Below are 4,065 nucleotides of genomic sequence, written 5' to 3'. Positions count from 1 at the left end.
GCCGCCGCCGGCGCGCTGGAGCCGCTGGCCGGCAGCGGGCCGGACCTGATGCGGCTGTCGCAGCGCGCGCAGCTGCTGGCCGAGCGCGCGGCGCGCTTCGCCGCGCCGGCCGCAGCGGACCAGGTGCGCTGGATCGACGTGGGCCCGGCGCAGGTGCGGCTGGTGGAGTCGCCGCTGGACATCCGTAGTGCGCTCACGCAGCAGCGCGAGGCCGGGCACAAGGCCTGGATCTTCACCTCGGCCACGCTGGGCGCGGACGCCAAGCTGTCCTGGTTCACCGGCAGCACGGCGCTGGAGGACGCGCGCGTGCTGCGGCTGGACAGTCCCTTCGACTACGCGGCGCACGCGCGGCTGTGGATCCCCGAGCGCTTCCCGGCGGCCGGCAGCGAGCCGCATGCGCCGGCGGTGGGCCGGCTGGCGGCGCGGCTGGCCAGCGCCCTCGGTGGCCGCACCTTCGTGCTCACCACCACGCTGCGCGCGCTGCAGGCGGTGGGCTTCGCGCTGCGCGAGGCGCTGGCCGAGGGCGGCGTGGCGCTGGATGTGCTGGTGCAGGGCGAACTGCCCAAGCGGGAGCTGGTGAAGCGCTTCCTGGCGCGGCCCGCCTCGGTGCTGGTGGGCTCGGCCAGCTTCTGGGAAGGCATCGACGTGCCCGGCGACGCGCTGCAGTGCGTGCTGATCGACAAGTTGCCCTTCCCGCCGCCCAACGACCCGCTGGTGGAGGCGCGTGTGGCGCAGCTGGAGTCGCAGGGCCGAAGCCCCTTCAACGAGTACTTCCTGGCCGAGGCGGCGGTGTCGCTAAAGCAGGGTGCGGGGCGGCTGATCCGCAGCGAGCGCGACCGCGGGCTGCTGGTGGTGTGCGACCCGCGGCTGGTGCTCAAGGGCTACGGCGCGCGGCTGCGCAAGGCGCTGCCGCCCATGACGCGGCTCAAGGAAGAGGGCGAGGCGCTGGCGTGGCTGCGGGCGCTGGCGGCGGAGCGGGAGGCCGGTGCGGCGGTGGACGATGAAATCCAGGATGCGCCGGATGCCGCGGCGGCCGGCGGCTGAGCGGCACAAGCGCTTGCCCATGAAAAAGGCCAGCCCGCGGGCTGGCCTTCGCGCTTCAGTGGCGCTGCCTCACCACACTTGCCACCAGGGCTTCTTGGTGCTGGCCAAGCCCTCGTCGAGGAAGCGGCTGTTGGGAAAGTTCTGCTTGAGCACGCGCTCGGCGTCCTCGCGCAGCTGCGGCAGCTCCAGCCGCTCGTAGCTGCGCGCCAGGATGAAGAGCGCCTCCTCGGTGGCGGGCGTCTGCGGGTACTCCTTGATCGCCTGCTGCGCGCGGTTGGCCGCGGCGACGAAGGCGCCGCGGCGGAAGTAGTAGCGCGCCACGTGGATCTCGTAGTTCGCCAGCGCGTTGACGATGTAGTCCATGCGCGTGCGCGCGTCGGCCGAGTACTTGGACTGCGGGAACTGGTCCACCAGCTGCTTGAAGGACTGGTAGGCGTCGCGCGAGGCCTGCTGGTCGCGCTCGGAGAGCTCCTGGTTGGTGAAGCGGCCCAGGATGCCCAGGTTGTCGTTGAAGTTGACGATGCCGCGCAGGTACAGCGCGTAGTCCAGCGCCGGGCTGGACGGGTTGAGCTTGATGAAGCGGTCCAGCGTCGCCAGCGCCTCGGCGCGCTCGCCGGTGCGGTAGCGCACGTAGGCCAGGTCCAGCGTCGCCTGCTGCGCCAGCAGCGTGCCAGCGGCGCGGCCCTCGACGCGCTCCAGGGTCTTGATGGCCCGCTCGTAGCTGCCGGCGCCGATGTCGTCCTTGGCGTCTGCGTACAATTTCTCGACAGCCGTGGTGGACAGCGGGTCCTCCTTCGTGGTGCCGCAACCCGCCATCAGCAACGCCCCCGCCAACGCCGCCGCACAGGCCGACGTTCCTGGCGCCCAGCGGCGCCTCCAAGAAGAAAAGCTCATCTGATGCAGCGGCCGCGCGCCGCGCGCGTCCGTAGGTCCAAGAAAACGCGAATTGTATGGTTGACCCCTTGTCCGACCCGGCGACCGAGGACGACGGCCCCGACGACGAACAGCACGAGTGGCGCGAGCGCGAAGTGGATGCCGCGCTGCAGGGCCTGCGCCTGGACAAGGCGCTGGTGCTCATGGCCGGCGAGTTCTCGCGCAACCATCTGCAGGGCCTGATCGAGCGCGGCCACGTGCAGCTCGACGGCCAGGTGGCGCGCACCGCCTCGCGCGGCGTGAAGCTGGGGCAGCGCATCCGCGTCGAACTGGTGCCCACGGCGGAAAGCCGCGCCTTCAAGGCCGAGGCACTGCCCATCGACGTGGTGTTCGAGGACGAGCACCTGATGGTGGTCGACAAGCCCGCGGGGATGGTGGTGCACCCGGCGGCGGGCAACTGGTCGGGCACGCTGCTCAACGCGCTGCTGGCGCACCACGCGAGCGCGGCGCGGCTGCCGCGCGCGGGCATCGTGCACCGGCTGGACAAGGACACCTCGGGCCTGATGGTGGTGGCCAAGACCCTGCCGGCCATGACGGCGCTGGTGCGCGCCATCGCCGCGCGCGAGGTGCACCGCCAGTACCTGGCGCTGGCGCACGGCGTGCCGCGCGAGGAGCGCTTCACGGTGGATGCGCCCATCGGCCGCGACCCGCGCTCGCGCGTGCGCATGGCCATCCTGGCCTCGGGCAAGCCCGCGCGCACCGACTTCGAGCTGCTGGCCGAAGGGCAGGGCGCCTGCGCGCTGCGCTGCACGCTGCACAGCGGGCGCACGCACCAGATCCGCGTGCACGCGGCCTCGCGCGGGCATCCGCTGCTGGCCGACGCGCTGTATGGAGGTACGGCGCTGCTGGGGCTGCAACGCCAGGCGCTGCATGCGCAACGGCTGCGGCTGGCGCATCCGGTGCTGGACGGCGCGCTGGACTTCGAGCGCGCGCCCCCGGCAGACCTGGCGGCGGCGCTGCAGGCCCTGTCCGGCTGAAGCGGTTCCGCCTTCCGGGCGCGGCGCCGACGCGACATGTTGTCCCTGGTCAAGTCGGCGGGCCCGGGACACGGGGTTACAATGCTCCGGACTGCGCGCGGTGGACGCCCGGTTGCTGCACAGCACAGCGCCCACAGCCGTCCGCCGCCAGCCCTTGAAGCCCCGCACCCGAGCGCTGGCCCGAGCCGCAGCCGCCGGGTCCGGCCCCAGGTCCGAATCCAGCCGCCGGCAGTCCTGTTCCAGGACGCCCGCTTTTCCGACCCTTACCGTCGTGTTGTCCGACGTTGCCGTTCACGGCACCACCAAAGCTTGATGAACACCCAGGATGCCAAGCGCGTCCTCGAAACCGCATTGATCTGCGCGCAGCAGCCACTGCCGCTGCGCGAGTTGCGCCTGCTGTTCGACCAGCAGCTGGGCGCCGATACGCTGCGCGCGCTGCTCGACGAGATCGCGCGCGACTGGCAGGGCCGCGGCGTGGAACTGGTGACGCTGGCCTCGGGCTGGCGCTTCCAGAGCCGGCCGGAGATGCAGCCCTACCTGGCGCGGCTGCAGCCTGAGAAGCCGCCGCGCTACTCGCGCGCGGTGATGGAGACGCTGGCCATCATCGCGTACCGCCAGCCCGTGACGCGCGGCGACATCGAGGACATCCGCGGTGTCACCGTCGGCACGCAGGTCATCCGCCAGCTCGAAGAGCGTGGCTGGATCGAGGTCATCGGCCACCGTGAGGCGCCGGGGCGGCCCGCCCTGTACGCTACCTCGCGCCAGTTCCTCGACGACCTGGGCCTGGCCGGGCTGGACGGCCTGCCGCCCCTGGATGCTCCCGGCGCGCTGCCGCAGGCGCTGGAATCCCCGCTCCAGGCAGCCCTGGCGCAGCAGTTGCCGCTGCTGGATGCAGCAGCGGATCAAGTCCCCGCCGCCGCAGCGACCGACGCGCCGGCCTCGGACGACACCCCCACCGAACCCCCGCCGGCCCACGCGGCCGAACACCTCCCTCCGCAGCCATGAATCCCCAAGACGCTGACAACCCGTTGATCCCCGCCGCCGCCGAGGACGGCGCCCCGGCTGCGCAGGAGGCCGCCGCGCCCGTGCGCCGCCGCGCCCCGCGCAAGCG

The 4,065-nt window shown here is 72.6% G+C and carries 4 protein-coding genes; 3 read left to right on the top strand and 1 reads right to left on the bottom strand.

Going from position 1 to position 4,065, the window contains the following annotated elements; all coding sequences use genetic code 11:
• On the top strand, positions 1-1,044 hold a 1,044-nt coding region (locus tag Q0741_RS06580; protein ID WP_298232401.1), incomplete at its 5' end, for an ATP-dependent DNA helicase.
• 69 nt (positions 1,045-1,113) lie between these two features.
• Here the strand turns inward: Q0741_RS06580 and Q0741_RS06575 are convergent.
• Complete coding sequence (locus tag Q0741_RS06575; RefSeq protein ID WP_298232400.1) at positions 1,114-1,938, bottom strand: outer membrane protein assembly factor BamD; 825 nt, start codon at positions 1,936-1,938, stop codon at positions 1,114-1,116.
• A gap of 56 nt (positions 1,939-1,994) precedes the next feature.
• Between Q0741_RS06575 and Q0741_RS06570 the strand changes: the two genes are divergently transcribed.
• The gene (locus Q0741_RS06570) at positions 1,995-2,954 is read left to right on the top strand and encodes an RluA family pseudouridine synthase (RefSeq protein ID WP_298232399.1); all 960 of its coding nucleotides are present in this window, start codon (positions 1,995-1,997) and stop codon (positions 2,952-2,954) included.
• 312 nt (positions 2,955-3,266) lie between these two features.
• Entirely contained in the window at positions 3,267-3,959 is a 693-nt protein-coding gene (gene scpB, locus Q0741_RS06565; RefSeq protein ID WP_298232398.1) for an SMC-Scp complex subunit ScpB, read from the top strand.
• Positions 3,960-4,065 lie beyond the last annotated feature (106 nt).

The sequence above is a fragment of the uncultured Azohydromonas sp. genome, from assembly GCF_937926365.1.
Taxonomy (GTDB): Bacteria; Pseudomonadota; Gammaproteobacteria; order Burkholderiales; family Burkholderiaceae_C; genus Azohydromonas.
The sequence above is the reverse complement of the archived record's forward strand: the minus strand, read 5'-3'. Positions and strand labels throughout refer to the sequence as shown.

What these genes read in the sequence shown, in the direction of transcription:
- Q0741_RS06575 (WP_298232400.1), bottom strand. Translation starts at nt 1,938, where the DNA reads ATGAGCTTTTCTTCTTGGAGGCGCCGCTGGGCGCCAGGAACGTCGGCC.
- Q0741_RS06570 (WP_298232399.1), top strand. Translation starts at nt 1,995, where the DNA reads ATGGTTGACCCCTTGTCCGACCCGGCGACCGAGGACGACGGCCCCGAC.
- scpB (WP_298232398.1), top strand. Translation starts at nt 3,267, where the DNA reads ATGAACACCCAGGATGCCAAGCGCGTCCTCGAAACCGCATTGATCTGC.